General features: G+C 36.7%; 23 protein-coding genes and 2 pseudogenes. 16 read left to right on the top strand and 9 right to left on the bottom strand.

Features of this window, described 5'->3' with window-relative positions:
• The first annotated feature begins 125 nt into the window (after positions 1–125).
• Positions 126–314, top strand: a complete 189-nt coding sequence (locus tag AAIE21_RS15360) for a hypothetical protein (RefSeq protein WP_343267560.1) — start codon at positions 126–128, stop codon at positions 312–314.
• 28 nt (positions 315–342) lie between these two features.
• Here AAIE21_RS15360 and AAIE21_RS15355 read toward each other — a convergent pair whose 3' ends face one another.
• Both AAIE21_RS15355 and AAIE21_RS15350 read right to left on the bottom strand, forming a co-directional pair.
• Positions 343–1,512, bottom strand: a complete 1,170-nt coding sequence (locus tag AAIE21_RS15355; protein WP_343267559.1) for an acyltransferase — start codon at positions 1,510–1,512, stop codon at positions 343–345.
• Positions 1,513–1,747: 235 nt separating this feature from the next.
• Complete coding sequence (locus tag AAIE21_RS15350; RefSeq protein WP_343267566.1) at positions 1,748–2,965, bottom strand: dicarboxylate/amino acid:cation symporter; 1,218 nt, start codon at positions 2,963–2,965, stop codon at positions 1,748–1,750.
• A 213-nt stretch (positions 2,966–3,178) separates the two neighbouring features.
• Here AAIE21_RS15350 and AAIE21_RS15345 point away from each other — a divergent pair.
• From AAIE21_RS15345 to AAIE21_RS15330, 4 genes and pseudogenes are all read left to right on the top strand, one after another.
• Positions 3,179–3,957: pseudogene (locus tag AAIE21_RS15345) on the top strand (PTS sugar transporter subunit IIC).
• Position 3,958: 1 nt separating this feature from the next.
• Positions 3,959–4,276, top strand: coding sequence for a PTS lactose/cellobiose transporter subunit IIA (locus AAIE21_RS15340; protein WP_174100385.1), 318 nt, complete (start codon positions 3,959–3,961; stop codon positions 4,274–4,276).
• A 133-nt stretch (positions 4,277–4,409) separates the two neighbouring features.
• Positions 4,410–4,859 (top strand): LytTR family DNA-binding domain-containing protein, encoded by a 450-nt coding sequence (locus AAIE21_RS15335; RefSeq protein WP_343267558.1) that lies wholly within the window; start codon positions 4,410–4,412, stop codon positions 4,857–4,859.
• A gap of 4 nt (positions 4,860–4,863) precedes the next feature.
• Positions 4,864–5,277, top strand: coding sequence for a DUF3021 domain-containing protein (locus tag AAIE21_RS15330; RefSeq protein WP_343267557.1), 414 nt, complete (start codon positions 4,864–4,866; stop codon positions 5,275–5,277).
• 125 nt (positions 5,278–5,402) lie between these two features.
• On the opposite strand, the pseudogene AAIE21_RS15325 reads toward AAIE21_RS15330, so the two are convergent.
• A pseudogene (locus AAIE21_RS15325) lies at positions 5,403–5,937 on the bottom strand (IS3 family transposase); the annotation flags it as partial.
• Positions 5,938–6,053: 116 nt separating this feature from the next.
• Between AAIE21_RS15325 and AAIE21_RS15320 the strand changes: the two are divergent.
• The 6 genes from AAIE21_RS15320 (at position 6,054) to chbG (ending at position 12,006) form a co-directional block, all read left to right on the top strand.
• Positions 6,054–6,713: a hypothetical protein gene (locus tag AAIE21_RS15320; protein WP_343267556.1), complete on the top strand. Its 660-nt coding sequence runs from the start codon at positions 6,054–6,056 to the stop codon at positions 6,711–6,713.
• A 695-nt stretch (positions 6,714–7,408) separates the two neighbouring features.
• The gene (locus tag AAIE21_RS15315; RefSeq protein WP_002174230.1) at positions 7,409–7,711 is read left to right on the top strand and encodes a PTS sugar transporter subunit IIB; all 303 of its coding nucleotides are present in this window, start codon (positions 7,409–7,411) and stop codon (positions 7,709–7,711) included.
• A 17-nt stretch (positions 7,712–7,728) separates the two neighbouring features.
• Positions 7,729–9,036, top strand: a complete 1,308-nt coding sequence (gene celB, locus AAIE21_RS15310; RefSeq protein WP_343267555.1) for a PTS cellobiose transporter subunit IIC — start codon at positions 7,729–7,731, stop codon at positions 9,034–9,036.
• 182 nt (positions 9,037–9,218) lie between these two features.
• On the top strand, positions 9,219–9,542 hold the full coding sequence (locus AAIE21_RS15305; protein ID WP_343267554.1) for a PTS lactose/cellobiose transporter subunit IIA: 324 nt from the start codon (positions 9,219–9,221) through the stop codon (positions 9,540–9,542).
• Positions 9,543–9,545: 3 nt separating this feature from the next.
• Entirely contained in the window at positions 9,546–10,871 is a 1,326-nt protein-coding gene (gene celF, locus AAIE21_RS15300; protein ID WP_343267553.1) for a 6-phospho-beta-glucosidase, read from the top strand.
• Between the two features lie 430 nt (positions 10,872–11,301).
• Positions 11,302–12,006 carry a chitin disaccharide deacetylase gene (chbG, locus tag AAIE21_RS15295; protein ID WP_343267552.1) on the top strand — a complete coding sequence of 235 codons (705 nt, stop codon included), beginning with the start codon at positions 11,302–11,304 and terminating at the stop codon, positions 12,004–12,006.
• 223 nt (positions 12,007–12,229) lie between these two features.
• Here the strand turns inward: chbG and AAIE21_RS15290 are convergent, their stop codons facing one another.
• Entirely contained in the window at positions 12,230–13,390 is a 1,161-nt protein-coding gene (locus AAIE21_RS15290; RefSeq protein WP_343267551.1) for a chromate transporter, read from the bottom strand.
• 226 nt (positions 13,391–13,616) lie between these two features.
• On the opposite strand from AAIE21_RS15290, the gene AAIE21_RS15285 reads away from it, so the two are divergent.
• On the top strand, positions 13,617–14,045 hold the full coding sequence (locus tag AAIE21_RS15285; protein WP_343267550.1) for a CHRD domain-containing protein: 429 nt from the start codon (positions 13,617–13,619) through the stop codon (positions 14,043–14,045).
• Positions 14,046–14,088: 43 nt separating this feature from the next.
• Here the strand turns inward: AAIE21_RS15285 and AAIE21_RS15280 are convergent, their stop codons facing one another.
• From AAIE21_RS15280 to AAIE21_RS15270, 3 genes are all read right to left on the bottom strand, one after another.
• Positions 14,089–16,764 (bottom strand): sigma-54-dependent transcriptional regulator, encoded by a 2,676-nt coding sequence (locus tag AAIE21_RS15280; protein WP_343267549.1) that lies wholly within the window; start codon positions 16,762–16,764, stop codon positions 14,089–14,091.
• Positions 16,765–16,866: 102 nt separating this feature from the next.
• Positions 16,867–17,601 carry a polysaccharide deacetylase family protein gene (locus tag AAIE21_RS15275; protein WP_481858683.1) on the bottom strand — a complete coding sequence of 245 codons (735 nt, stop codon included), beginning with the start codon at positions 17,599–17,601 and terminating at the stop codon, positions 16,867–16,869.
• A 198-nt stretch (positions 17,602–17,799) separates the two neighbouring features.
• The gene (locus AAIE21_RS15270; RefSeq protein ID WP_343267547.1) at positions 17,800–18,873 is read right to left on the bottom strand and encodes a glycosyltransferase family 4 protein; all 1,074 of its coding nucleotides are present in this window, start codon (positions 18,871–18,873) and stop codon (positions 17,800–17,802) included.
• Positions 18,874–19,538: 665 nt separating this feature from the next.
• Between AAIE21_RS15270 and AAIE21_RS15265 the strand changes: the two genes are divergently transcribed.
• Both AAIE21_RS15265 and wecB read left to right on the top strand, forming a co-directional pair.
• Positions 19,539–20,864: a UDP-glucose dehydrogenase family protein gene (locus AAIE21_RS15265; protein ID WP_343267546.1), complete on the top strand. Its 1,326-nt coding sequence runs from the start codon at positions 19,539–19,541 to the stop codon at positions 20,862–20,864.
• 480 nt (positions 20,865–21,344) lie between these two features.
• Positions 21,345–22,463 carry a non-hydrolyzing UDP-N-acetylglucosamine 2-epimerase gene (wecB, locus tag AAIE21_RS15260; RefSeq protein ID WP_343267545.1) on the top strand — a complete coding sequence of 373 codons (1,119 nt, stop codon included), beginning with the start codon at positions 21,345–21,347 and terminating at the stop codon, positions 22,461–22,463.
• A 62-nt stretch (positions 22,464–22,525) separates the two neighbouring features.
• Here wecB and AAIE21_RS15255 read toward each other — a convergent pair whose 3' ends face one another.
• Both AAIE21_RS15255 and AAIE21_RS15250 read right to left on the bottom strand, forming a co-directional pair.
• The gene (locus AAIE21_RS15255) at positions 22,526–23,635 is read right to left on the bottom strand and encodes an LCP family protein (RefSeq protein WP_343267544.1); all 1,110 of its coding nucleotides are present in this window, start codon (positions 23,633–23,635) and stop codon (positions 22,526–22,528) included.
• A 31-nt stretch (positions 23,636–23,666) separates the two neighbouring features.
• Entirely contained in the window at positions 23,667–24,302 is a 636-nt protein-coding gene (locus AAIE21_RS15250) for a YigZ family protein (RefSeq protein ID WP_343267543.1), read from the bottom strand.
• A gap of 240 nt (positions 24,303–24,542) precedes the next feature.
• Here AAIE21_RS15250 and AAIE21_RS15245 point away from each other — a divergent pair, with 240 nt between their 5' ends.
• Entirely contained in the window at positions 24,543–25,385 is an 843-nt protein-coding gene (locus AAIE21_RS15245; protein WP_343267542.1) for a DegV family protein, read from the top strand.
• 359 nt (positions 25,386–25,744) lie between these two features.
• A complete protein-coding gene (locus tag AAIE21_RS15240) occupies positions 25,745–26,059 on the top strand; it encodes a winged helix-turn-helix transcriptional regulator (RefSeq protein WP_016112543.1) in 315 nt (104 codons plus the stop codon).
• The last annotated feature ends 66 nt before the right edge of the window (positions 26,060–26,125 follow it).

The following is a 26,125-nucleotide window of genomic DNA, read 5'->3' as shown; positions in this document are numbered from 1 at the left end:
AAGATAACTCTTGTTTTTGATGCATATTCATAAAAAGCACGTCACCCTTTCTCATTAACATAAGAGAATAGTAACGTGCTTTTAACTTCAAAAATAGTCTAAATCCTTAAGTTGATGGATGTGGGGTGAACACACATAGGCTATTAATTAGAGGGTACCGCGTTCCTTATAATGAAAAAGAAAAGAAAAAAGAAGAAAGTGCTAAGCCATTTAGGATAGATAAAAGGATGGCAGCAGCTTCAGCGGTTATTGCAAGTGGGATTTTATTTGCTATTTATAAGAGAAGAAAGAAACAGAAACCGGTTTCTGAATAAGAAGGAGCTGCCCCTAGGGACAGCTCCTTTACTTTTTACTTCTTAATAGCGGTCGTAACGGTACAAGCGTTGGCCATTTTATTGCCGGAGCAGGAGAAGGCCCTATAATCCATGTATGGAATGGAATAGTGCTACATATAACCATTGTGATGATAGAGAATGTTGCCGTCATAAGAAATAGTAATAGACTATATAGAATTGTATTTGCTTGTATTGTAAATAAAGATAGTAATTTCGTACTTAGATGTAAAAAGAAAAAGTGTGCTAAATAAGCTCCGTATGTGTAGCTCCCGATAAAATGTAATGTTTTATATAATGTTCCTCGCCGCTGAACAATCATAATAGATAGTACATATAGTATGAATATTTCACAGACGATATATAAAAACATAGATGGTTTTAAATAAGTAGATACAGTAAGGTGAATCGAATCTACACCATAAAAGCTAAACAACTCATAGTTGATATATAAGAATAAAATAAAAAACAAAATGGTAAAAAGAGGTATATGTTTCGTGACGAATGCACGCCAAGCTTTTAACGCTACAGCAGCAATTCCTCCCATGACAAAATAGAACGAATAGAAGAAAAAGGATCGATCTGTATATTGTAAGATTGCTGAACTTGTTAGTTTTTCTCCATTAAAAATATAGTGAGAAGAATACCACATTAAGAGAAAATATAAGGTAGCGAATATGACCATATATTTGTATATGTCTTGCTGATTGTGTGTTCGTTGTTTAAACCAATAAAACAAGGTACATAGTAAAGGAAATAGTAAATGAATTTGAAACATCATGATGACATACCAAAGGTGAGGGGCAGCTGTTCCGAGGAATAAGCCCTTAAGTGCGCCTTCCATTGTAACAACTTGGTTTGCAATAAATAAATAAACAATAGACCAGAAAAAGTAAGGAGCAATGAGATGCGCTGTTTTTTCATAGATGTATTCTGTATACACCATTTGTTTTGTATATTGCCGAATTAAATGAAAGCCAACGATAAAGATGAAAGCTGGTGCCGAAAACTTTGCAAGATTAAAGAGCATTCCGATAATGAGAGAGTGCTCGAGTGTGATATTTCCTTGGTTCATTGTATATAGTAAGGAACTTTGCAAAACAACGGCGAGAAATGCGATACTTTGCAATACTTTAAATTCTGGTGCATTTTGTGTCATAGATTCCATCTCCTTTTCCATACATGATTATAGTACGAAGGAGGGAGAAGGGTTGTGGAAACTTTGTGAAAGTTATAACAAATTTGTGACGAGATGGAGAAATAGTAAATGAAATTATATAGGCGCAAATTGAAATATATCGACCGTTTCTTCAAATATATTGGCGTTTCGCCACAGGATATCGACCTTCCGATAAAAAACGACAAAAAACAGGGGTTTGTCTGAATGAACTTCCCCTGTTTTTTCTTATTATTTATTATGCAAATTTATTTTTAACCCAGTTCTTGCCTTCAACAAGGCGAGCTGTCATTACGGCACAAGCGTTATCTGCTGTTACGTTTAACATCGTTGCTGGTGGGTCAATGATAGTACTAATAGCCGCGATAATTGGCAGAGCTTCGGGCGGGAAACCATATAGAGAAACGATTAACATTTCACCAATCATACCCCCGCCAGGAATTGCTCCCATTACTGTTCCAACTAATAGGGAAACAACAAGTGCGATTGCTAATGTTTTTGGACTTGAGAATTCCATATTGAAAATCCCGAATAAGAAAGCGATTTTTAAAACGCCACCTAATACAGATCCATCTTTATGAAGCGTAGATCCAAGAAGAACAACTGTTTCACGAACGTCAGAAGAGATGCCCATTTTTTTCGTTGCTTCTAAGTTTGCTGGAATACTTGCGGCACTACTACAAGTTGCAAGTGACGTAACTGTAGGATAAACCATGTTTTTCCAAAAAATTTGTACACCTTGTTTGCGTCCTGCAAGGTATGCATAGAATGTAAAGAAGACAAAGAAGTATACAAGAGAAGCTGGATAGTATACCATCGCTGCTCGGAAATATGTTCCAAGAAGCTGTGGACCAAATTCCCCAACTAAAGCTGCGAAGTAAGCAGCTAGTCCAATTGGAGCATAGTACATAATGAAAGATACAACTTTCATTGAAATTTCTGCACCAGCTTGTAAAAATGTAGCGAATGGTTTTCCTTTTTCGCCAACTGCTGAAGTTGCAATTCCCATTAAAATAGAGAAGAAAATAAGCGCTAGCATATTTTCACGAGAGAGTAACTTCGAGAAATCTGATACTGTAAGAATGCCGACAATTTGATCAGCAACACTAATGCTTTTTTCAGCCTTATCAGGTTGTGTTAATTCTAATACAACACCTTGTGCGGGCGGAAATACTTTCACGACAATAATCATAAAAATTGCGGCAATAATACTTGTAAATAAGAAAGTCCCTGCCATGCTAGACATGATTTTTCCGAAACGTTTTAATCCATCCATATTGGCAATAGAGGAAGCAATGCTGAAGAACACAAGAGGTACAACAATCGTAAACATTAAGTTTAAGAAAATGTCACCAAGCGGTTTTAAAGCAACTGCATCGGTACCCATGAAATAACCAATGAAACCACCAATTAGGATGGAAGATAATAAAATAATTGGAAAGCGATAAGCCTTCATCATATATCTCCTCCTATCTAATGTAAAAAAATCATACTAAATTATTATAGCGACTTGTGAGGCAGTTTACTAGGAAAATACGGATAGATGGAATAGCGTGAAAACGGAGGGATTTTTGTTTTTATGCGTGGTATACGGTATGAAATCTAGACATATGTATTTGTAATCTAGTAGCTACCTAGGTTCATTCAATAAGGGAGGGAAGTAAAATGAATATTTTTCTTTGCTGCGCAGCAGAGGCATTTACAAGCGATTCGTGATGGAATTATTTTAACGATGCCATTTTTAATTATTGGTTCTTTTTTTCTTATTATTAGCGCTTTACCAATACCCGGATACAATGAGTTTATGGAAATTTTATTTGGTGGGAATTGGCAGAAGGCGTTAGGGTATCCAGTTAGTGCAACATTTAATATAATGTCTTTAATAGCTACTTTTGGAATCGCTTACAGATTATGAGCCCGGTTTGGTTATCACTTATGGATCAAAACTGCATTGCTTTTCAGGCGGGAAAAGATATACCTAATACGATAACAGCACAATTCTTTGATTTATGGATCTATACCGGTGGCTCTGGAGCCACGCTTGCACTTGTTGTAGCAATGTTACTATTCGCAAGAAGTCAGCAATTAAAAAATTTAAGCCGGTTATCAATTGCGCCAGGTATTTTTAATATTAATGAAATGGTCACGTTTGGAATGCCGATTGTACTGAATCCACTTTTGCGCATTCCATTTATACTTGTTCCAGTCGTTATGACATTTGTTTCTTATTTCGCAATGGAATGGGGGCTTGTTGCTCGGCCAAGCGGTGCGGCAGTACCGTGGACTACACCAATTCTTTTTAGTGGATATTTAGGGTCAGGTGGGAAAATTTCAGGTGTTGTCTTGCAAATTGTTAACTTTATACTCGCATTCTTGATTTATTTACCGTTCTTGAAAATGTGGGATAAACAAAAAGTAGCCGAAGAAAAAGGGGGAGTAGGGAAGTAAGATGGATACATTAGAGACGCAAGCTTTTCATTTAATTTTACACGGGGGAAATGCAAGAAGTTGTGCGATGGAGGCTATTGATTATGCAAAGCGCGGAGAGTTTCAAGAGGCGGAGGCAAAATTACAAGAGGCCTTACAAGAACTGCAAGAAGCACATCGCTTGCAAACAGAGTTGATACAAAAAGAAGCTGGCGGGGACAAAACAGAGATTACACTGCTCATGGTTCATGCACAAGATCATTTAATGAATGCGATCACGGTGAAGGAATTAGCGAGTGAATTTGTAGCGTTATATAAAAAAATGTCAACGAAAGAATGAGACCTTGCGTATGCAAGGTTTTTTTATGTTTGAAAAAGAGTCCGTTATGACAAAAACAATACCACTTATGTACCAATCTATTTATTTTTTTGAAATATATGTAAAAATAAAGGTGAAAGGGAGGTGGGAGGCAGTGAAAATTCACCTTGAATTAGATCCATCACAAAATGAAATAGAGATTATTGTCAAAGCAAAAGAAGTGACAGATGAAGTTCAGCATCTTTTAAAAAGAATAGAAGGGGGGAATGTGAAGCAGATTGTTGGGATGTCGAAGCAGCAATATTATTTGTTAGAACTAAAAGATATTTATTGGTTTTATGCAGAGGATCGAAAGGTAATGGCGCAAACGACGAAAGGAAGTCTTGAGGTGAAATCACGTTTGTATGAGCTAGAAACAAAATTACAGGGTGATCGCTTTGTACGATTTTCAAAGTCGACACTTGCTAATTTGCAGCATGTAACAAGCTTTGAAATGTCTTTTAGCGGTAGTATGTGTGCACACTTTTCAAATGGAATGAAAGAATACGTTTCAAGAAAATATGTACCGCTTATTAAAGAAGCTTTAAATATAGGAGGAGGTTAGGGACATGGTTACATTGTTTGATAGAATAGGCGCCAAAGTGATTGCAGGAATGGCGATGGCGATGATGTATAGTTTATTGTTTTTAGGAATTGGTTATGCAAATGGAATGGATGTATTACAGACAAAGACATTGCTTACTCACCTTGCAATAGCAAATATTGTAGGGTTAATCTTCTCGTTTGCTTCTTTTGTATTTGAGAGAGAAGAATGGGGCATTTTAAAGCAAACAATCATTCACTTTATCATCTTACTAGGCACATTTTTACCGATTGCAATTTGGGTGGGCTGGGTTCCAGCTCAGATAGGCACAATTTTCATTTTTATCGGGAGTTTTATTCTTATTTATTTCATTATATGGTGCATCATGGCGATGTATTGGAAGAATAAAATTAAGGAACTGAATAAGCAGTTGAAATAGGGCTATACATTAGGATTTATATAACCTGATAGCTTATTTTAATACATCATGAATTTTTTGGAATTTAATAAAAGGATAGAATACCAAATAATCTGTACTCTTTGTAAAGGACATTTTAAAAACAGTTAGGCGGCATCAAGAAGATGATTTCTGTATTCGCCAGGGGTCATCTTCTTTAAATTCCACTGATATCTATGTTGATTATAGTATTTCATATAATCTTTAATTTCTTGTTTTAACTGGGCAAAAGACGTACAAGTTTTTATATGTGCTTCATCTTTAAAGTGTCCGAAGAAAGATTCTTGAGGGGGCATTACCCCAATAGTTCCCTCGTCTTGACATGGATTGTCCAAGTTTTAATTTTTTGACTAGCTTTTGATAGGTAGGACTTGTATAATGAGCGCCCTGATCGGAATGAATATAGGCAGCCTTCGTTAATCGAACTCTCTTATTTTTCTTTAGTTTGTGCAGAGTCTTCGTTACGATGTCTAATATAAGTTGTTCTGAAACATGATAGGCTAAAATTTCATTCGTGGGACCGTCTAGAATGGTAGATAAGTATGCTTTCTGATTCTTACCATAAAACAGATGAGTGATATCTGTAAGAAGTACTTTTTCAGGAGAATCTTGCCTGAACTCTCGCTTCAATTGATAGGGTACACTATAAATTTTTATATTTTTTCGAATATATATTGTTTTCAGAAAAAACATGTTAAAATCAACCTAAGCTACCATTAATTAGGATATTAACTATGAAAATTGGGGGAGAGAGCTTTATGAAGAAAAAAATATTGTCTTTACTCATAGTAGCGCCAATGTTATTTACAACCGGTAATATTACTCAGGCGGAGGAAAATTCTAAGGTTATTGGAGGAGGGAAATCAACACAACAATTCCCGAAAGTTGATATTGATGTAATGAATTCTAACCATATAACTCTTCAAGGGGAAACTCCAGAGGGGGTCCAAAGAGGTGCTACAGATATTATTTGGAAATTGGCGGATACCCAATGGGAATATAAAGGATATGCATTACTAGATATTAATAACTTAGGTTGGGGGTACAGGAATTCTATAACGATAACTGAAACTGAGACTTATAATGTAGGATTATCTGGTTTTGGCTTAAGTGGTAGTGCTAGTATTTCTTATGCTTTTGGAGAAACTAAAAATACTAGACCGAATTACTTATCTTCAATTGGAACGTTTGGTGAACTATGGAAGGCTAAGCGCACATATAAAAAATATCTTCAAAACGGTCAATATATAGGATCAGAAGTTTATAATTCATTAGAAGCTTGGGCTACCGTTAAATTGCCGGTATATAACGATAATGGATGGTTATGGTACGACTGGCCAGAAGATGGTAAGTGGTATTGGGCTTATAATTTGTCTAATGGTGGATTAGAATATGCTAAGCTTTCGAGATGGAGATAATGGGAACGGAGAAGTAAAACACATATAATATTTTGTTATTATGTTTATTTTATTAATTGTGGTAGCGCTTAAAGTTATTAATGATAAAGAATAATGAGAAATGTAAATGTGCAAAAGTGGCTTTGGTATAATACCAGAGCTATTTTTTGTGAAATTGTAATTAATAGTGATAAACTCCCCAATAACAACGGTCTAAAATTCTTCAAAAATAACAGATAATCGTTTCAAAACAAATCCCTGAGATGGAGTGGAGATATGTTTATGAGGATAGAGGAGTTCAATGATAAATTGAGAGTCGGTTTAATCACATTTAGTCTGGTATGATTGAAAGTACTCGCTTTTTATAATTGACATATATGAGTTCTTCCTTCTTTATCTATCCTTTTGTATATTTAAAAATAAAAGTTCTATAAATGTTTTTTATAAAAATATTTTATTTTTTTGTTTCTACACATAACTAGACAACTAAACACTAATCTATATTCATACAGTTATGTGTTAAAAGAGTGTTGTTTTATAACACACTATCGTTATTTCGGGTAACACACTATTTGAAAGCGGTAACACACAATAAAAACATAAGAAAAAACGTTAATTTTAGGCGTTTTAAAAAGTTGGCACGCTAATTGCATTAATAAAAGGCGTAAAGAAAAAGAAATAACAAAAATAGTTTACATGCATAGGGGGACTTATTAATGAATATTTTACTTTGTTGTTCAGCAGGAATGTCTACAAGCTTACTAGTTACAAAAATGGAAGCAGCTGCAAAAGCTCGTGGTTTAGAAGGAAAGATTTGGGCTGTATCTGGAGATGCCGTAAAAAATAACATTGATGAAGCAGATGTATTATTACTAGGACCACAAGTTCGTTACATGCTTTCTTCGATGAAAACGCTTGCCGATGAGAAAAATGTTGGTATCGATGTTATCAATCCAATGCATTACGGCATGATGAATGGTGAAGCAGTTTTAGATCACGCATTAACACTTAAAAAATAATTAGGGAGGGAAAGAAAATGCAAAAGTTTATTGCGTTTATGGAAAAATATATTGTTCCAGTTGCTGGGAAAATGGGATCTCAACGTCATTTAGCTGCGATCCGTGATGGATTTATTGCAGTTATGCCGCTTATTTTAGTGAGCTCGCTTGCTTCATTAATTAATGGTTTTCCATCTGAAACATTCCAAAACTTTATGAACAATACATTCGGAGAAGTTTGGAAAGAAGTCGGCGGTGGAATGTGGACAGGGTCTTTCGCAATTTTAGCAATAATTATAGCGTTTACTACAAGTTATAATTTAGCGAAGTCCTATGGAATTGATGCTTTATCAGCTGGAATTATTTCAATAAGTTCATTAATTATTCTTACACCGACAGTAGAAAAAGGAGCAGGACTTGATTTTGGTTGGACTGGTCCAAAAGGTTTATTCGTAGCAATCATTTTATCATTACTTGTAACGGAAGCGTTTCGTTTCTTTGTTAAAAGAGAAATTACTTTTAAAATGCCAGATGGAGTACCACCAGCAGTTGTTCGCTCTTTTGCAGCGTTAGTTCCAGCATTTATTATTTTAACAGTTATTGCAGGGATTAAATTAGCAGTGAAATTAGCAGGTACAAGTGTTCATGAATTTATCTTTAATACACTTCAATTACCATTACAAGGCTTAGCAGGTACATTACCAAGTGCGATTGTTGTCGTTTTATTCGTTCATATTCTTTGGTTCTTTGGTTTACATGGTCCAAACATTGTTGGGGGGATTATCGAGCCGTTATACTTACCAGCATTAGAAAAAAATATCAAGATGTTCCAAGATGGTATGTCTTCATTTGATGTTCCGAATATTATTACAAAGCCATTCTTTGATACTTTCGTATATCTTGGTGGTTCTGGTGCAACATTAGCATTCTTGGTCGTTGTATTAATTGTCGCAAAAAGTGCGCAATTGCGTGGGGTATCCCGACTATCAATTGGACCTGGTGCATTTAACATTAACGAACCAGTAATCTTTGGTACACCAATTATTTTAAACCCAATTTTATTCGTTCCGTTTATTGTGACACCAATTGTATTAGTAATTACTTCTTATACAGCTATCTCTCTTGGATGGGTGCCAAAAACAGTCGCGATGATTCCATGGGCAACACCACCGATTATTAGTGGTTACCTTGTAACAGGTGGACATCTATCCGGTGCAATTCTACAGTTATTCAACTTTGTAATCGCAATGGTAATTTACTATCCATTCGTTGTATTATGTGACCGTTCTATCATTAAAACTGAAAAAACAACAGCACAAGGAAAAGATCAATCTGTACCTATGTAATATATGATTGTTCTCACGGGCGAAGCCAGCCCGTGAGAACAATACCTTTATATCATGTTCAGAAAGATGGCACACATCTAGAAGAACATCAAAATAAAATTAAGAAAATAATATTTTAATAGACACGTTCAAACTGAAGGGGTATTTCCAGTCGGTTGAACTTAATAGAGAGGGCGGTATTTATGATGACTACAGCAGAACAAATCCCATTCCAATTAATTTTACACAGCGGTAACGCAAGAAGCTATGCGATGGAAGCTTTGCAATATGCAAAACAGGGGAAATTAGGGGAAGCAGATGAAGCGATGACAAAAGCGAAAGAAGCGATTAATGAAGCACATCATTTCCAAACAGAGCTCATACAATCAGAAGCAAGAGGAGAAAAAACAGAAATTAGTGTTCTTTTAATTCATGCACAAGATCATTTAATGAATTCAATGACTGTAAAAGAATTAGCAGCTGAATTTATCGATCTTTATAAAAAGCTTGATGCGAAAGGAGAATAGAGTATGAGCGGAATTAAAATTGCTACAATCGGCGGTGGATCTAGTTATACACCAGAGTTAATTGAAGGATTTATTAAGCGCTATGATGAACTACCAGTTCGTGAAATTTGGTTAGTAGATATTGAAGCGGGAAAAGAAAAGTTAGAAATCGTTGGTAACTTAGCGAAACGCATGGTGAAAAAAGCAGGTTTGCCAATCGATATTCACTTAACACTTGATCGCCGCGCAGCACTTAAGGATGCTGACTTTGTAACAACACAGCTTCGAGTTGGTTTATTAGAGGCACGCGCGAAAGATGAAGCAATTCCATTAAAATATGATGTGATCGGTCAGGAAACGAATGGTCCTGGTGGTTTATTCAAAGCATTGAGAACGATTCCTGTTATTTTAGATATTTGTAAAGACATGGAAGAGCTTTGTCCAAATGCTTGGCTGATTAACTTTGCAAATCCAGCTGGTATGGTAACAGAGGCTGTACTTCGCTACACAAGTATTCAAAAAGTAGTGGGATTATGTAACGTTCCAATTGGCATTCGTATGGGACTTGCAAAGCTCCTCGAAGTAGATGCAAGCCGTGTACATGTTGACTTTGCTGGTTTAAATCACATGGTCTACGGATTAGATGTGTATTTAGATGGCGTAAGTGTCATGGACCGTGTGCTAGAACTTGTAACAGACCCAGAAAAGCAAATTACAATGGAAAACATCGCCGCGCTTGATTGGGAGCCAGATTTTATCCGCGGACTTCGTGCAATTCCATGTCCATACCATCGTTACTACTATAAAACACGTGAAATGTTAGAAGAAGAAAAACAAGCTTCGATTGAAAAAGGTACACGTGCAGAAGTGGTGAAACAATTAGAAGATGACTTATTCGAGTTATATAAAGATCCGAATTTAGATATCAAGCCACCGCAATTAGAAAAACGCGGAGGGGCGTACTACAGTGATGCAGCATGTAGTTTAATTACATCTATTTATAATAATAAAGGTGATATTCAACCTGTTAATACAAGAAACAACGGTACAATTGCAAGCTTGCCTCATGATTCGGCTGTTGAAGTAAACTGTATCATTACGAAGGAGGGTCCAAAGCCGATTGCGGTAGGTGACTTACCAGTTCCTGTTCGCGGTTTAGTTCAGCAAATTAAATCATTTGAGCGCACATCAATTGAAGCTGCTGTTACAGGTGATTATCATAAAGCGCTGCTAGCTATGACAATTAATCCACTTGTACCATCAGATAAAGTAGCAAAACAAATTTTAGATGAAATGTTGGAAGCGCATAAAGAATATCTTCCTCAGTTCTTCAAAAAGGTAGAGAAATAAAAAGCGGCGCTTTCTAAGCCCGCTTTTTTTGTTTATATAAATATAAATTGAATAAATGACATAAAACCTTTCTTTTTAGGTGGAAGAGAGTATCTGGCGATGCATAGAAGCGATCAGAGCCTTTTCCTGCCCCATGCCAAGCTAAAACAAAGAGAGAAAATGAGTGTAAGTCATTTTTTGTTTTTTATAGCCGGGACTTATACGCCTGAAAATCAAAAGAGATTTATATAGTAGAAGACTTGGTAATCCTATGTTGACCTTTTTTTAGGTGGAAGAGAGTATCTGGCGATGCATAGAAGCGGTCAGAGCCTTTTCCTGCCCCATGCGAGGCAAAACAAAGAGAGAAAATGAGTGTAGGTTACTTTTTGATCTTCATAGCAGCTTATATGTTAGTAAATCAAGATGGATATATATAGCAGGAGGGAAAATTATGATTCGATTAATCGTAAATGCAGATGATTTTGGTCTTACAGAAGGGACGAACTACGGTATTATTGAAGGTCATGTAAACGGAATTGTAAACTCCACGACAATGATGATGAACATGCCAGGAACGGAGCATGCTGTCCGTTTAGCGAAAGAATATAAGTCATTAGGAGTAGGGGTGCATCTCGTTTTAACGGCAGGAAAATCGCTTCTTACAGATGTTCCGTCTCTTGTAAATGAAGATGGGGCATTTCATAAGCAAGGCGTTGTAAGAGAAGGGAATATCAATCCTGAAGAGGTTGAAAGAGAATGGACTGCTCAAATCGAAAAGTTTTTATCTTATGGATTAACACCAACGCATTTAGATAGTCATCATCATGTACATGGGTTACCGATTTTGCACGATGTTCTTGAGCGATTAGCAGATAAATATAATGTGCCAATTCGCCGCTGCGGAGAGGAGAGGGCAGTGCGTCCATTTTCTGATGTGTTTTATAGTGACTTCTATAGCGATGGCGTGCAGGAAGATTACTTTGTTAAATTAAAAGAGCGTGTGCAGGACGGGAAAACAGTGGAGGTAATGGTGCACCCTGCTTACATTGATCCAGAGCTTGTGAAGCGTTCTTCTTATGTAATGGATCGCGTGAAGGAACTACGAATTTTAACGGAAAGTGTTTTGCCAGAAGGGATAGAGCTTGTGAGGTTTTAATGTATAGGAAGATTTAAAAACCTTTCTTTTTGGGTGGAAGAGAGGATCCGGCCATGGATAGAAGCGGTCAGAGCCTTTTTTGGCCCCATGCCAAGTTAAAACCAAAGGAGCAAGTGAGGGGAAGTCTTCTTTTGTGTTCAAAGCCGTGACTTATGCGCTTGAAAATCAAAATGGATGTATATAGTACAAAAAGACGGTTTAGTAAGACCGTCTTTTTGTATGGCTAGATAATAGAAAGAACATAGCCACTTAAAGCGCCAAGAACAACAACAATCCATGGGGGAGCTTTCCAAAATGCTAATAGGCAAAATAGGAGAGAGGCGATGACAAAGTCAACTGTATTCATAATGGAGCTTGTCCAAATTGGATTGTAAAAAGCGGCTAGTAAAATACCGACAACGGCGGCGTTAATGCCAAGAAATGCGCCTTGTACATAAGACAAGCGTCTAACTTGATCCCAAAATGGCAGTGCGCCAATGACAAGTAAGAATGCCGGAAGAAAGATAGCGATTGTTGCAAGTGTAGCTCCTAGTGCTCCACCTAGTACAGTTCCTATGTAAGAAGAGAATGTAAAGAGCGGGCCTGGAACAGCTTGTGTTAAGCCGTATCCTGCAAGAAACTGTTCTTTTGTCATCATACCATTTAATACAAATTCATTTTCAAGAAGAGGAAGAACGACATGCCCTCCGCCAAATACGAGTGAGCCAGAGCGATAGAAACTATCGAACATGGCGATCCAGTGTGAAGATGGTCGTAATATTGGTAACAAGAACAGCAAACCAAAGAATAGTAAGAGACAAAGAGCGCCTGTTGTACGTGAAACAGGAATATGTATCTTGCTAATAGGTGGAATTTCATGCTTACGATATAAGAGCCAACCGATAAGGCCAGCAAGTAGAATAAGTGTAACTTGTGTCCAAATACTTGGAAAGAGTAATGCAATTGCAGCGGTAATAACTGCAATGGTTGCCCGGTTTCGATCAGGTGTTAATTTCTGTGCCATTCCCCATATTGCATGGGCGACAATTGCTACTGCTACAAGTTTTAACCCATGAATCCAGCTAGCTTCTCCTGGGTGAAATTGCTGGAGTAGTGAAGCGAAAAAGACAAGAACGAGAACTGATGGGAGTGTAAAGCCGGCCCAAGCTACTATAGCTCCAAGAAGTCCTCCGCGTGATAAACCGATGCCAATTCCAACTTGGCTGCTTGCAGGTCCAGGGAGGAATTGGCAGAGTGCCACCAAATCCCCATAGCTTCGCTCATCCATCCATTTGCGTCTTTGTACGTATTCGTAATGGAAGTAACCAAGATGAGCGACAGGTCCTCCAAAAGATGTAAGGCCTAGTTTAAGTGATACGAGAAAGATTTCTACTATATTTTTCAAGACGACCTCCTAAAGAAATTTCAATTCTAGGTGCATTATACAGGAAGCAGTGCAATTGAAGGAATACTTGTCATGTAATATTTTTGTAAATATTTGCGAAGAGGAATCAGACATCTCATAAAAAGCATTCCTGAAAGAGTCATAATTAATCGTGTCCTGACAATAAATTAGTTAAAGAGATACCAGCTATTCGAGTTGAAATTCATATAAGGAGAATGTTGCTAGTATGACAAAACATTTCGTTGCTAAGCTGAAAGGTGGTAATGAATTACCTCCTGTAAAAACAAAGGCTTATGGGGTCGTTGAGCTTATTTTTAATAGTGATTTTACAAAACTACATTATAGAGTCATATTGAAAAATATTGAGAAGGTAACATCTTGTCAAATCCATTTAGGGAAAGGGAATCAGAATGGACCAGTAGTTTTATTTTTATATGGACCTGTAAAGCATGGAATTAGCGTGAATGAAGGAACGATAACAGGTGTGGTGTCTACGAAAGATTTAGAAGAAGGACCTTTGCAAGGGAAGACATTTGAGAATCTTGTGCAGGCAATTGACGAAGCGAATGCATATGTAAATGTTCATACAAAGGCATATACAAGAGGAGAGATTCGTGGGAAGGTAAAGGAATATAGCCGATCGATGAACCAGTAAATAAATATGCCCGTGAATCTTAAGATTCATGGGCATATTTGCTTTACTCTTTTTTTTCGGGTTGATTCTTTATGAAGAAGTCCATTACATAAAAAACTTCATCATCTGGAATTTGTATTTCAAACGTATTTTCGATAGGTTGCAATGCCTTTTTTATTTTCATATACATCCAGTATTCATCTTGCCTACGTGCTTCTTTGTCAGGATAAGGAAGGAGTTTTTCTCCTTTTTGAAGCCGGTCAATCATACAGCTCATATGCAAAATAACTCCCATTAAGCTATCAGGATTTAACTGTAAGGAGATGAGCTCTTGAATTGTATTGAGCGCGTACCGTATTGTTTTAATCATGAGTGCTCCATCATCTCGCTGCATTTGTTGTCCGAGAATATCAGCCATTTTTGCATATGTTTCTTCGTACGTAATTAATTCTTGAATCGGCTGAATAGCTTTATAGTTTACGATATCTTGGAAATGATAGGTTAAACATGGTACTTGTACATCAAAGTTTGTGACAATACAAATCATATTGCGTTCTTTCTTTATATTTTCGATCATTTTTGTTAAATCTTTTTCATGAACGATACTAATCGGAATAATTTCTATTAAATCTTTATCGAATCGCAAATAATTTTCAAGCATTTTTTGAATGGCCAGTGCGCTTCCTTCTCCTGTTAAACAAGCTGTTAAAATGACGGACTTCATTGGAGCGAGTGGCTTTTTCTTTTCCTCTTGTACGTTCAGATAAAATGGTGTTAAGTTTTTTACCGTTTCATACAACGCATCTAATGAGTACCCGAGCTGTGCTTTTCTTGCTGCTTCCAGTACGTGCGGTGTACTTGTCATAGAGAGGACGCGCACAGGGACATGAAATTCCGTCTCTAATATATCCCCGATATAAGCAAGTGAACCCATATCGACGAGTAAGAGAAGACCATTGATATGTTCTAGCGTTTTCATGTACACTTTTACTCGTTCTAAGAAATCTTTCGGTGATTCATGAAGCGGCATATCAATTCCTGTTACTTCATCAATACCGAGAAGTTCATTCGCGACATTTGCCATTTCTGTTGCGATACCATTGCCGTGGGCTAAAATTAATACTTTTACTTCTGTTTGAGAAGCAGGAATGGGATCAACGACGAAAAACATCGTTAAAAATCCGGCTTCATCAATTGGCATTGTGAGTTGCAGTTCTTCTTCCAAAAGTTGAATACACTGCATAGCAACCGAGAAGGCATCTTTATATTTCGTACGAATTTGATTAAGCTGCGGGTGATGAATTTGTTTCCCGCTCTGTAGACGTTGTAGAGTTGTCTGTACATGTAAACTTAAAGCGAGAAAGACTTTTTCATCGAACGTCTTAGATAAATGTTTTTCTGCCAGTTCAGCGATTTTTTCACATACAGAAACAATATTAGGATCGACAATTTTAAAGACATTTTCATGATTTGTCTTTTGGGACATTTGATTAAAATAATGAACGAAAAAGCTTTGGATATCATTGTCTATTAATAACTCTAATTCTTCTTCTTCAATCCCGCGTGCTTGTAGTTCTTCATATTTATGATCAATGTAATCATAAATGGAAGAACGCGTATCTTCTGTTTTATGTCTACTCCATCCTTCGTCACTCGTAAATACAAATGTTTCGTTTGGCACTTGATACAGATGGCGACTTTTTCTTTCGATAAATAAGCCTTCCTTCATGTACCATGGTAAATCAGTACTAGAAACGCGGACATAGTCTCTTTTCTTTGTTACGAAGTCAGAATAGGCTTTCGCACAGGCAATTTGTACATCTGTTTTTAATTGTCCAATGTTATTTGGACATTGATAAAAGACGAATGCGCGCATGGCATTCGGGCTGACATGAATTTCTTTTCGCAGACGAATCGCTTCATTTGTAAAAAAGAGCTGCAATAAAGCGAAGCGTTCCTGATGCGTTCTCTCACGAAGTGGTGGAAGCGTTACGGTCATCGGAATTCGTCTTGTAAATGTTTTGAGTAAAAAAGAGTTTGGTTCTTCTGTTGTTGCAGTAATAATTAATACTTGTGCTCGGCGCTCGTTCTCTGTCTCTCCGAGACGACGATACACACCCCGATCAATAAATGTGAATAACATTTCCTGACCTTCTGGAGGAAGACGGTGCACTTCATCCAAAAAGAGAATTCCTTCATGGGCTTTTTCGATTAATCCTTTCTGGTCACTTGCGCCAGTGTAAGCACCCTTTTTGATCCCGAAAAGTTGTCCAAGCAGGAGCTGTGGATTATTTGCGTAATCCGCACAGTTAAAAACGATAAACGGTGCATCTTTTTGGAGTTGATTTACTTCAATCGCGTATTCATGCATTAAAGAGGCAAACATGGATTTCCCGACACCTGTTTCTCCAAGGAGTAATGTATGCATACCATTTGGAGGATAGAGTACAGCAGCTTTTGCTTTTTCAATCGCAATTTTGAGGCTGGTGTTTTCTCTCGCAAAGGCATCGAGTGAAGTGTCATTTTGTGAATGCGTTTCCATGAGGGAGTTACCTCCTAAATAGAAACGGACAGGGCGTGATCCTGTTTTAGATAAACGACCATCTTTCACAAGTTTATTTAAATCGCTGCTTACATTTGCACGGTCTAGCTGTAGAAGTGTAGCGAGTTCAGATGCTGTTACACCTTCTGAGTAATTCCCTTTTTGCACGGCATTATAAATGAGGTCCATTCGTTTCATTTTTTTCACCTCGAAACTTCATCACTATTTAAAATTTTACACAAAAATAGGAAGTGTGGGAAGAGAAAAAGGATAAACAGCTTTAGTATTATACTAAAGCTGTTACAATCTTGTGTCCTTCCAAAAATTTACTTCTAAATGGGAGGAGGGATTATAAGGAAGAAGTGTGTATCCTTTTTCCTTAAGATAGTCAATTACCTTTGGAAGAATTTTCACTGTGACGCTAGAATCATGCATTAAAATAACTTCCACTTGTTCGTCGCTTTGGTTCATAACACGCTCTAGTATTGCAGAAGGATTATGATAACTTTTCCAGTCATATGTATCGATTGTCCAATCCCACATTTTGTACTGAGCAGAAACAAGTGCATCACGATAATTCTTTTTTAAATAAGGCATACTACCATATGGAACGCGAACAAGGTGTGTATTCAAATTTGTTGCACGGCGGACAATGGAACGGGTTTGTTCCATTTCAGTAATTAAAGCGGATGGATCACCGGTATATAGACGTTTCACGTCATGAGACATGCTATGGAGGCCAATATAATGACCTTCTTGTATGAGACGTTTCATTGTTTGTGGGTAATGTGAAGCTTTGCCACCAATTACAAAGAAGGTTGCTTTTCCCTGTTTTTGTTTTAAGATGTTTAAAATTTGTGATGTGTATTTGTTTGGTCCATCATCAAATGTTAAGTATGCAATTTTTTGCGGAAGAGCCACGTCCTGAATCATAGAGTCATGTATAAGTGGGGAGTTAGCGGCTGCTTCAGTATAAGATATCGAACATGTAGTAATACTTAGGAATATAATAATACATTGAAACATTTGCTTCATCAAAATACTCACCCTCAGTCTAACAGTCATGAAGAAGGAATTAAGATTATAGTCTCAGCATCCTCTTTATATGTATATCTTTCTCCAATAGAAGAACTCTCAAACAAACTATATTTTGGAAATAAAAAATAGCACCCTTTCTTAAAAAAAGAAAGAGTGCTATTTGAATATTTTTTGCTAGTAAAGGCTATACTACAGTTATTCTTCGCGTTTTTTTACTTTTTTATAGAAGGAAATAATTGGTTTGTAGCGTTCGTGTACAAGGCCAATTACTTCTGCTACGATTTCAGTAAAGAAGATTAAAGCGAACAGAAGGATAATGGATAACCATAATGTTGCACTAGAGAAAATAATCGCATTTACGCTAAAGAAAATACCAAATGCGTAAATGATAAGTACCGTTGTGCGGTGAGAGAAGCCCATCGCTAATAGACGATGATGTAAGTGCGATTTATCTGGTGCGGAAATTGGTTTTTTATTCACAACACGTCTGATAATCGCGAACAGTGTATCGAATATAGGTACGCCTAAAATAATAATTGGGACAAGGAAGCTGAATAACGTTACGCTTTTGTATAATCCAAGTAACGATATAACAGAGATACAATATCCTAAGAATAATGCCCCTGTATCTCCCATGAAAATTTTGGCTGGATGGAAGTTATAGAATAAAAATCCAAGTGTACTTGCAAGTGCAATTAGAGCAAGCGGTAGAATAATGACAGCACCAGTACCAATCGGACTAGTAAAGGCCATATATGCTAGCGTTGCAAGGACAATGGATGAAATTCCAGCAGATAGTCCATCTAATCCATCAATTAAGTTAATCGCATTTGTAATACCTACAATCCAGAATATTGTAATTGGATATGCAAGTATCCCTAGTTCAGTATCCCCTAAGAATGGAATATACAGTACTTGTACTAATAATTGACTCTTCGCGATGAGTGCAGCAACTACTAGTTGTCCACCGAATTTTACCTTTGCTGATAATTCATACATGTCATCTAAAATACCGATAATGACAATGATGACAGCACCTAAACTAATCGATAGCATTCTTTGTTCATATAATCCACTAACAAAAAATCCTACAGCTACACCAATGAAAATTGCCAGTCCACCTAGACGAGGCATGATTTTTTGGTGTACTTTACGTGCGTTTGGCTTATCAGTCGCTCCGATTTTAAATGCTAATTTGATGACAAAAGGAGTAACGACTAATACGGTAATGAAAGATGCCAAAACGGCATAAATCACTTGTGAGTCCATTAATACCCCACCTTTTATATTTTAACGTAGTTTTTAAATTAATTATCTGAAAATTATGATGTTTGTTTGCAGGCTCATAACATATGGTATCACAAAAAGATTAGAATTCAATCTTTTTTTCTATTCACTGTAATTGGAAATAGATAAAATATATGACAAATTCATCATAAACGTGATGTCGTGTAAGAAGGTTACCATATATTTTATCATTCACTTGTATCGCATGGTTTTGAAACTGTAGTACAGATTTATGGCATTTATATATAAATCTTTTCCTGATGTGACCGATTTTCTTTACTATAAGTGTTGCACGTTAAAATACTTACGTTTCGCGTTAAAATATGGAAATATGAGATGTGCCAATAATAAAGCGTTTTGTAAAGAAAAATGTCCAAATGAAGGGCTTTATTTTACAAAATCTTAAAAAAAGAAAGAGCAGAAGTCTCATATAATAGGGAGTGAGAACTCACATGATATCTCATTTAACAAATTCATGTTTTAATATGGAAAAAAGAGTACCTAAAAGACATTACCTTCTATTTATTTTTAGTATGAAAGGGGGAAGCGCAGGAGGGCTTTTTATCACAAAAGATGTACATCTCTCGTCTTGCTACTTTCATGCAGTATTCTCACAAAAATGTTAAGGATCCTGTGCGGAAAATCTAATGAAAATTACGGTGATAGGTACTGGATATGTTGGGTTAATTACTGGAGTGGGATTAGCGACATTAGGTCATGATGTTACTTGTTTTGATATAAATCAAGGGAAAATCGCGCGAATGAAGCAAGGAGAAATACCAATTTATGAACCTGGCCTAGAGCAATTAGTAGATGCAGCGGTTAAAGAAAGGAAGCTGGCATTTACATCAAATCAAACAGAGGCATTTAAACATGTAGATTTCATATTTGTAGCAGTTGGTACACCCTCTTTACCAAATGGAACGGCAGATTTAACATATATTCGCAATGTTTGTTATGAAATCGGTATATATGCAAATTCAGATGTAATTGTGATTACAAAAAGTACGGTTCCTGTAGGTACGAACGATCAAATGAAAGAATGGATTCAAGAAAAGCTACAAGGAAGACATATAATATATATGGTATCCAATCCCGAGTTCTTACGTGAAGGTTCTGGTATACATGATTTTTTCCATGGTGATCGCATCGTGATAGGAGCGGAGACAGCAGAAATTGCACAAAAGATAGAGACGTTATACAGTAAGCTGCTAATTGAAACGTTTGTTACAGATATCCGCAGTGCTGAAATGATTAAATATGCTTCAAATGCTTTTTTGGCTACAAAAATTAGTTTTATAAATGAAATTTCTAATATATGTGAGAAGGTAGGCGCAGATGTGTTAGAGGTAGCAGGCGGCATGGGAATGGATCGACGAATTGGTTCTCACTTCTTACAAGCAGGTATCGGTTATGGAGGTTCATGTTTCCCAAAAGATACAAATGCTCTCGTCCAAATTGCAGGTAATGTTGCGCATGATTTTAGGTTGTTAAAAGCAGTAATTGAAGTGAATAATAAACAACAAATATTGCTTGTTCGGAAAGCAAGAAGCGTAATAGATATGAGAGGTAAACGGATTGCGGTGTTAGGAGTAGCCTTTAAGCCAAGTACAGATGATATTAGAGAGGCGCCGTCTCTTCCCATTATAAGAGAGTTAGTAGAGATGGGTGCAAATGTAATTGTATATGATCCACAAGCTATTTTGCATGTGCAGCGGTTGTTTGAAGATGAAATAAAATATACAACGGATATAGACGAGGCAGTCACAGGGGCAGAAGCAGTTTTTATTATAACCGAATGGGAATGCATACGAACGTATCCACTAGAAAGGTATGTGAAACTTATGCGTGAACCTATTTTATTTGATGGGAGAAATTGTTATACTGGGGAGGATGTTGAGAAGCATAGAATAGATTACTATTCCGTTGGGAGAAAAAGTATTCGTAATAGGAAATGTTCTACCGTCTATTAAGAACGCTTTCTTTTGTCCTTTTGTCTTCTCATATATAATGGTGAGTGTAACAATACTATATAAATCCATGTTGATTTGCTGGCATATAAATTGCGGCTATGAAAAACAAAAGAGATCTCCACTTGTTTTCTCCTTTTGTTTTCATTTGGCATGGGGCGAAAAGAGGATCTGACCGCTTCTATGCATGGCTGGACGCTCTCTCCCACTCAAAAGGTGAGGTTTTATGTTAGTTTTCAACTTGAATTGTATATAAATCCATGTTAATTTTTCGGCATACAAGTTGCGGCTATGAAAATAAAAAGAGACTTCCACTCGTTTTCTCCGTTTGTTTTCACTCGGCATGGGGCGAAAAGAGGAACTGACAGCTTCTATGCATGGCTGGACGCTCTCTCCTACCTAAAAGAGCAGGTTTTATGTCTGGTTTTCAACTTGTATTTATATAAAATATATTGTAACTAGTGAAAGAAAAGAGGCAGTGAAATGACTGAACGTTTAAAAGTAATGACGATTTTTGGAACACGTCCAGAAGCGATTAAAATGGCACCTCTTGTGTTAGAGTTGCAAAAACATCCTGAACAAATTGAATCAATTGTGACAGTGACAGCGCAGCATCGTCAAATGCTAGATCAAGTATTAGATATCTTTGGAATTACGCCAGATTTTGATTTAAATATCATGAAAGACCGTCAAACATTAATTGATATTACAACACGTGGTTTAGAGGGTTTAGATAAAGTAATGAAGGAAGCAAAGCCAGATATCGTTCTTGTACATGGTGATACAACAACTACTTTTATTGCGAGCCTTGCTGCTTTCTATAATCAAATTCCAATCGGCCATGTTGAAGCTGGGCTTCGTACATGGGATAAATATTCTCCATATCCGGAAGAAATGAACCGTCAATTAACAGGTGTAATGGCCGATCTTCATTTCTCTCCTACAGCAAAATCAGCAACGAACTTGCAACAAGAAAATAAAGATGAATCTCGTATTTTCGTAACAGGAAACACAGCAATTGATGCCCTGAAAACGACGGTAAAAGAAGAGTATAGTCATCCGGTACTAGAGAAGCTTGGAAATGACCGACTTGTACTTATGACAGCGCACCGTCGCGAAAATTTAGGTGAACCAATGCGCAATATGTTCCGTGCGATTAAACGTCTTGTTGAAAAGTACGAAGATGTACAAGTTGTATATCCAGTTCATATGAATCCTGTTGTTCGTGAAACTGCCAACGATATTTTAGGAAATCATAACCGCATTCATTTAATTGAACCGCTAGATGTAATTGATTTCCATAATGTTGCAGCACGTTCGTACTTAATGCTAACAGATTCTGGTGGTGTACAAGAGGAAGCGCCTTCTCTAGGTGTACCGGTTCTTGTTCTTCGTGACACAACAGAACGTCCGGAAGGTATTGAAGCAGGTACGTTAAAATTAGCAGGTACAGACGAAGAAACAATCTTTACACTTGCAGATGAATTGTTATCTAACAAAGAAGCGCATGACAAAATGGCGCGAGCATCTAATCCTTACGGTGACGGTCTTGCTTCAGAGCGTATTGTAGAAGCGATTTTACAATATTTTAATAAAAAATAAGTAAAAAAGAGCCGCTCCTCATATCTGCCCGATAGAGGGAGTGGCTCTTTCCTTTTCTGTCTTTAATTTTGCTGATGATTTCGCATTAGCCACTCCGCATTCGCGTTCGTAGATGGAGGAGGCTCTTGTTCTTTTTTCTTAGTAGATGGATTTGTTGCATTCGTATCGGAGTTAGAACTTGAATCGTTTGTAGTATTTGTATTTGTTTGATCTTGTCCTAAGTTTTTCAAAATTTCATTACGAACAGTTTGAACGTTCACTTCATCTGGGACAAAGTAATAAATATCGTTTAGTTTTTTATCCTCACCTTCTAATTTAAGCGTTTGGATGTTAGAAGGATCGAATCCAGATAATTTATTGTATAAGGCAAGTCCATCAGACACAGGTATATCAGTTTTTACATATTTTCCAACAACCTCTGCTAAATCTTTAATCTTAAAGACTGTGGAAGTGGAATTTAGTTTATGGGTGACTGCAGCAAGTACTTGGCGTTGCCTTGTAGCACGGCCGTAATCTCCATTTGGATCTTGTTTTCGCATGCGGACATAAGCTAGTGCTTCTTCACCATTTAATTCTTGCTGCCCTTGTTTAAATTGAATTAGTTTGTAGTAATCGATATCAGATCGTTCCTCGAAATCGAAAGGAACATCGACTGTAATGCCACCAACAGCATCAACAATTCCTTTAAAGCCTTTGAAATCAATTTTAATATAATGGTCAACTGGCACATGTAAAAAGTTTTCGACTGTTTCTAATGCCATTTTTTCTCCGCCGTAAGCGTGTGCTGCATTAATTTTGTCTTTTTTATTTTTTCCAGCAATCGTAACGCGTGAGTCACGCGGAATACTCATAAGAGAAACGCTTTTTGTTTTTGGGTTAACTGTTGCGAACATAAGCGAATCTGTTCGTCCATTTTGTCCATCGGTTGCATAATCTTCAATTCCCATAATAAGGACGCTGAAAGGTTCTTTTGTGATTTTTACATCTTCCGCACGTAATTTTGATTTATCACGAGTGAAGCCACTATACATCTCCATGAGGGAAGAATAGGAATTAAACATGTAGAGTCCTACGCTGCTGATTAATCCTATAAAAAAGAGATAGATGAAAAATCTACGTCTACGCTTTTTTTTAATTCTTCTCTTCTGGAGATGATGATAACGCTCTTCCATACATAATCTCCTTTAAAATCATATGTTATTGTTACACGATGTTTTGTTCTAAATACAGCATGTTGTCTTCTTTTATTGTACATTTCCCATTTGTTAATTCAATCATCCAGTCCGTAAAAATTTGTTTTTGATTTTCTTCTACATAAGTATCGAATGTAACATTTTCTAAGTAATGTATATCTTTAATCGCGTAGGCTGAGTGACGTAATTCATTTTCAACTTTACCGAGCAGTGTATAATCAACTTCTGTCTTTATAATGCGCATTAGTTTTCGTTCTACAATCCCCACATGATTAAGCCCTTCGCTTGTGCATTTTCCATATGCGCGAATTAAACCACCAGCACCAAGTTTGATACCGCCAAAATAACGTGTGACGACAACGACTGTATCTTTTAGACCGCGTTTTTTTAATACTTCTAACATAGGAACACCAGCAGTTCCGCTCGGTTCACCATCATCATTTGCCTTCTGAATTTGATCACGTTCACCAATTAAATAGGCAGAGCAGTTATGCGTTGCATTCCAGTTTTGTTTTTTAATTTTTTGAATAAACTCTTGAGCTTCTTCTTCTGTTTTCGCTCGGCTTACATAGCAAATAAACCGTGACTTTTGAATGACAATTTCGTGCTCACCGTAGCCTTTGATTGTTAAATATTGTAATAGCAATGGTATACGCTCCTATCTTTCAAAATGACTAGTACTTTTTATTGTAAAAGGGCTAGTTTTCAGATTCAAACATTTTTTGTAGAAATATAGCAAATTATATTATAAATATAACGTTTTTGTTGTAAATTGCCCAAGTGTTGATTATAATCTTAAACCGGCATTTTTCATACATTAATGCACCTTTTCCTATTTTCGTGTAAAATTAGGAAATAAAAACTTTTTTATAAGGCAGGTACGAAAATGAGAACAGCCATTGTTACGGATAGTACAGCATATATACCGAAGCATATTCGTGAAGAACTTAATATACATATGATTCCATTAAATGTGATTTTTGGGACGAATTCTTATCAAGAAGAAGCTGAAATCACAGCGGATAATTTTTATGTGCAAGTGCGTGAACATGAAGAACTTCCAAAGACTTCTCAACCAGCAATTGGAAAATTTGTAGAGCTATTTGAAGAGTTAGCAAAAGAATACGATGCGGTTATTAGTATCCACCTTTCAAGTGGAATTAGTGGTACTTATCAAACGGCAACGACGGCAGGACAAATGGTCGAAGGGATTGACGTATATACGTATGATTCTGAAATTAGTTGTGAAGTACAAGGTTTCTATGTACGTGAAGGTGCAAAAATGGTGAGCGAAGGAAAAACGCCAGAAGAAATTTTAGCTAGGTTTGATGAAATGAAACAAACAATAGATGCTTATTTTGTTGTGGATGACTTGCATCATTTGCAGCGTGGTGGTCGTTTAAATAGCGCTCAAGCATTTATCGGTAGCTTATTACAAGTAAAGCCGGTTTTATATTTTAGAGATAAAGTGATTATTCCGTTTGAAAAAATTCGCACGCGCAAAAAGGCGCTAAAGCGTATCGTTGAAATCTTCGATGAACAGGCGAGTAAAGGTATGCCAATGGAAGCTGTTATCATTCATGCAAATCGTGAAGAGGAAGCGAAAGAATGGCAGCGAGAACTAGAAGAAAAGTATCCTCATGTTGCAATCCGCATCAGTTATTTTGGTGCTGTAATTGGAACGCATTTAGGAGAGGGATCACTAGGTCTTGGTTGGTATACAAAATAATAAAAGTGCAAAAGCTCTCTTTTTGTAGAGAGTTTTTTTACGGATATACGTATGCCTATTTGACAAGTTAATATTTGGAAGTAAAATTTAACTTATATAAATGCGGATTGAAAGAAGAACAGAAACCATTCCTTTTAGGTGGAAGAGGGGATCCGCTCATGGGTAGAAGCGGACAGTGCCTTTTTTAGCCTCATGCCATGCGAAAACAGAAGAGGGAAAATGAGTGGAAGGCTCCTTCTATTTTTCGGATCCGAAATGTATATGTTGGAAAATCAAAATGGATTTATAAAAAAATAAGGAAAGTTTTATTACTTACTTTTTATAAGAAACTATTTTATAATAAAGGAGAGGTGAAACATATGGAGCATAATTCTTGTTTATGTCCAAAGTTTGAGTCGGCTTTTACACTGCTTAGTAAAAAGTGGACGGGTTTAATTATTAAATCTTTGTTAGAAGAGCCAAAGCGATTTAGAGAAATTGCGGATATTATCCCAAATATGAGTGATCGTATGTTGTCAGAGCGTTTAAAGGAATTAGAGAGTGAAGGTGTAGTTGTACGTAATGTTTATCCAGAAGTACCTGTTAGAATCGAATATGGATTAACAGACAAAGGGAAAGCATTAGAAAGTGTTATGAATGAAGTCCAAAATTGGGCTGAAAAATGGGTGAAATAACAGAGTGTTCTATGAAAAGCGCAGGGAAGTTTCCCTGTGTTTTTTTTGTAACAAGGGTATAACAAT

The organism is Paenibacillus sp. 102 (genome assembly GCF_039549175.1).
Taxonomy (GTDB): domain Bacteria; phylum Bacillota; class Bacilli; order Bacillales; family Bacillaceae_G; genus Bacillus_A.
The sequence above is the reverse complement of the archived record's forward strand: the minus strand, read 5'-3'. Positions and strand labels throughout refer to the sequence as shown.

Bases quoted from the DNA above. Each gene is read 5' to 3' on its own strand.
- AAIE21_RS15355 (WP_343267559.1), bottom strand. From the start codon at position 1,512: ATGGAAAAGGAGATGGAATCTATGACACAAAATGCACCAGAATTTAAA.
- AAIE21_RS15350 (WP_343267566.1), bottom strand. From the start codon at position 2,965: ATGAAGGCTTATCGCTTTCCAATTATTTTATTATCTTCCATCCTAATT.
- AAIE21_RS15340 (WP_174100385.1), top strand. From the start codon at position 3,959: ATGGATACATTAGAGACGCAAGCTTTTCATTTAATTTTACACGGGGGA.
- AAIE21_RS15330 (WP_343267557.1), top strand. From the start codon at position 4,864: ATGGTTACATTGTTTGATAGAATAGGCGCCAAAGTGATTGCAGGAATG.
- AAIE21_RS15320 (WP_343267556.1), top strand. From the start codon at position 6,054: ATGAAGAAAAAAATATTGTCTTTACTCATAGTAGCGCCAATGTTATTT.
- AAIE21_RS15315 (WP_002174230.1), top strand. From the start codon at position 7,409: ATGAATATTTTACTTTGTTGTTCAGCAGGAATGTCTACAAGCTTACTA.
- celB (WP_343267555.1), top strand. From the start codon at position 7,729: ATGCAAAAGTTTATTGCGTTTATGGAAAAATATATTGTTCCAGTTGCT.
- AAIE21_RS15305 (WP_343267554.1), top strand. From the start codon at position 9,219: ATGATGACTACAGCAGAACAAATCCCATTCCAATTAATTTTACACAGC.
- celF (WP_343267553.1), top strand. From the start codon at position 9,546: ATGAGCGGAATTAAAATTGCTACAATCGGCGGTGGATCTAGTTATACA.
- chbG (WP_343267552.1), top strand. From the start codon at position 11,302: ATGATTCGATTAATCGTAAATGCAGATGATTTTGGTCTTACAGAAGGG.
- AAIE21_RS15285 (WP_343267550.1), top strand. From the start codon at position 13,617: ATGACAAAACATTTCGTTGCTAAGCTGAAAGGTGGTAATGAATTACCT.
- AAIE21_RS15280 (WP_343267549.1), bottom strand. From the start codon at position 16,764: ATGAAACGAATGGACCTCATTTATAATGCCGTGCAAAAAGGGAATTAC.
- AAIE21_RS15275 (WP_481858683.1), bottom strand. From the start codon at position 17,601: ATGAAGCAAATGTTTCAATGTATTATTATATTCCTAAGTATTACTACA.
- AAIE21_RS15270 (WP_343267547.1), bottom strand. From the start codon at position 18,873: ATGGACTCACAAGTGATTTATGCCGTTTTGGCATCTTTCATTACCGTA.
- AAIE21_RS15265 (WP_343267546.1), top strand. From the start codon at position 19,539: ATGAAAATTACGGTGATAGGTACTGGATATGTTGGGTTAATTACTGGA.
- wecB (WP_343267545.1), top strand. From the start codon at position 21,345: ATGACTGAACGTTTAAAAGTAATGACGATTTTTGGAACACGTCCAGAA.
- AAIE21_RS15255 (WP_343267544.1), bottom strand. From the start codon at position 23,635: ATGGAAGAGCGTTATCATCATCTCCAGAAGAGAAGAATTAAAAAAAAG.
- AAIE21_RS15245 (WP_343267542.1), top strand. From the start codon at position 24,543: ATGAGAACAGCCATTGTTACGGATAGTACAGCATATATACCGAAGCAT.
- AAIE21_RS15240 (WP_016112543.1), top strand. From the start codon at position 25,745: ATGGAGCATAATTCTTGTTTATGTCCAAAGTTTGAGTCGGCTTTTACA.